This is a genomic window from Endozoicomonas ascidiicola (assembly GCF_001646945.1).
GTDB lineage: Bacteria > Pseudomonadota > Gammaproteobacteria > Pseudomonadales > Endozoicomonadaceae > Endozoicomonas > Endozoicomonas ascidiicola.
In genome coordinates, this window is record NZ_LUTV01000015.1 from 46,790 (window position 1) to 49,361 (window position 2,572).

The 2,572-nt window shown below is 40.9% G+C and carries 2 protein-coding genes and 1 pseudogene; all 3 read left to right on the plus strand.

Going from position 1 to position 2,572, the window contains the following annotated elements:
* Positions 1–253, plus strand: a 253-nt coding sequence (locus tag AKL11_RS26120; protein WP_216636845.1) for a hypothetical protein, incomplete at its 5' end; no start/stop codon positions are given.
* On the plus strand, positions 254–1,747 hold the full coding sequence (locus tag AKL11_RS23985; protein ID WP_067522856.1) for an AAA family ATPase: 1,494 nt from the start codon (positions 254–256) through the stop codon (positions 1,745–1,747).
* Between the two features lie 482 nt (positions 1,748–2,229).
* Positions 2,230–2,572 (plus strand): annotated as a pseudogene (locus tag AKL11_RS23990) (hypothetical protein); the annotation flags it as partial.

A 2,572-nucleotide genomic window follows, 5' to 3' on the forward strand; every position in this document is an offset into this window, starting at 1 on the left:
TTGCGGTATTTTGGGTCCGCATGGTTTGCAGCGGCGTGCAAAATCTCTGGTGGTAAATCTTCTGGTTTTTACTTTGTCGCCAGTCGTACTTGCTTCAGGTTTCAGTCAAGGTTTAACCATTTTACGGGCTTCCGCAGCTAACAATAAAATCGTGTTCGTGCTGCGCACCGGACGCCTACGGCGCCGCACATTTTGGCGTTATGCGCCTGGAGCCAATTGCAGTATAATGAACAATTTTCGGATGAAGTATTAAATGGCATTTTCTCAGCAAAAACTCCATACACTAGAGGTTGCGAATTTAAAGAACTTAAAGAATCTTGAAATCAGCTTCGATGACTCTCCGGTTACCGCGATTCTTGGGCCTAATGGCAACGGAAAATCAACAATACTCCATGCCTTAGCTTGTGCTTTTGAACCCAATAATGATGGTGAAAATCACAAGTTTAGTAATTTTTTCTTACCCAGTACTGATGCACTTTGGGACGGTAGTGAGATGAAAATTACTCATAGTTATCGAGAAGGAGCAAATGTTCACTCTTGTATAGTGCGAGAATACTCAAAGAGAGCCGATCGCTGGAAGCCAAGATACTCAAATAGGCCAAAAAGAGATGTTTATTACATCGGTATTGATCAATGTGTACCAATGATCGAAGCGGAGAAAAAGCAAGCTAAAATAAATTATTCTACAGAGGAAGTAAATGAAAGCATTATTACAACTATTCTTGAGAAAGCTTCGCTTGTACTTAACAGAAGATATACTGCTTATAATATTCATACTGCTTCAAATAAGCAGTTCATTGGTGTGGAAGTAGACGGTCTAAGGTATTCAGCGCTAAGCATGAGTGCAGGAGAGCAAAAAGTTTTCTCAATTCTTGAAAAAGTATATCGTGCAAATAAATATTCTCTTATTTTAATAGATGAACTCGATCTATTACTTCATGATGAGGCACTGAAAAAGCTTGTAAAAGTAATACATGAACGTGCTACATTAGAAAATATTCAAATTGTATTTACCACACACAGAGAAAGTATTCTCGAACTCGAAGCTATTATTAACATTCGTCATATAATTTCGAAAAACAATAGATCATTATGCTTTAGCGAAACTAAACCCGATGCGATAAATCGATTAACTGGAGTTCAGCCGAGACCACTTGAAATCTTTGTAGAAGATGACCTGGCATCTGCTATTGTTAAAAAGATTGCTGGCAAGCTACGAATGGCAAAATATGTATCAATACAAAGATATGGTGCAGCCATAAATTGCTTTACTACTGTTGGTGGCTTGTTATTAAGTGGAGAAAATTGTGAGAGTAGTTTATTTGTACTTGATGGTGATGTTTTCAGAAGCGATGAAGAACAGCAAGTGCGTATGAATAAAGTAATTACAGGGCATGATCAGCATGCCCTAACTTCAAAAGCTACGGCGTTGGATAGAATTAAACAATTTATATTGCCAGAAAATGAAAAGCCTGAGAAATATATACATTCACTTATTTGTGACTTGGAACATTCTGATAATGAAGAGTTCAATGAAATCATTGATGTGGCAAATGAAATTATAGTTACTGATGATAGCCATAAATATATTGATGATATAATCGACAGATTAGGTTGGGATAAAAGCACAGGTTTATCCAAAATTATCGACATACTATCTACCTCAGACACTTGGTCTCAATATGTTGAACCTATTCATTCGTGGTTAGAGGCTAAGGCTTCAAGTATTCTAGAGCATCAAAATTAACATTAGCGTCGCATAACAAAAATTTCCAGGGGACGCCTWCGGCGCCCCTGAAATTGGCGTGTGTGCCGAGCATGGCACTTAACTAGAGAGGTGAAAGTCCTCTTACCAGGTATTCGCAGAGCCGAAGGTTAGCGAAAGGGCAAGGGCGTTGTCGCGAGGCAGGGTCTGAAGGAAGTCCAACGCGAAATCACGGGGCGACGAACAGGAACCCGATATGAGGTGTGACGTATTCGAGGCCAGTGGGCACGTGACCATTAAGCCTTCCATCTGCAATTGGAGTACGTTTTATAAATTGGGCGTCTACGTGATGAAAGTTAAGTGTCTTACCTCGGGAGGTCTGCATTGTGTTGATGGAACAACTGACAGTAGAGCAATCTGCTGTGATCGCAATGCAGAAGTCAGCAGAAGACATAGTAGGTGGCATCTCGTCACTGAAGGTCTGAACAAATCTTGGAAAGTACTCATCGGAGAAGTGATTTCGGATGGCATCTGTTAAACAACTGCTGTTGTCTCTGGAAATGTCAGAGGATGAACCGGAATCGGGAGATTCGATTGAACCAAAATCCAGCACTTGTTCATCTTTGATGACGCGGGTATTAGACAGGAATAATCTAATTCGCGCGCTAAAACAGGTTCAACGCAATAAAGGGGCTCCGGGCGTGGACGGTATGACCGTTAACGATCTTCCAGTATTCCTTAAACAACACTGGCCAAAGATACGACAGCAACTGCTAGAAGGCGTCTATTCTCCCAAGCCTGTTTTGCGGGTTGAAATCCCTAAACCGGATGGACGCAAACGAAAACTGGGCATTCCCACTGTTCTAG

Excerpts from the sequence above, each read along its gene's own strand:
- AKL11_RS23985 (WP_067522856.1), top strand. The coding sequence starts at position 254 with ATGGCATTTTCTCAGCAAAAACTCCATACACTAGAGGTTGCGAATTTA.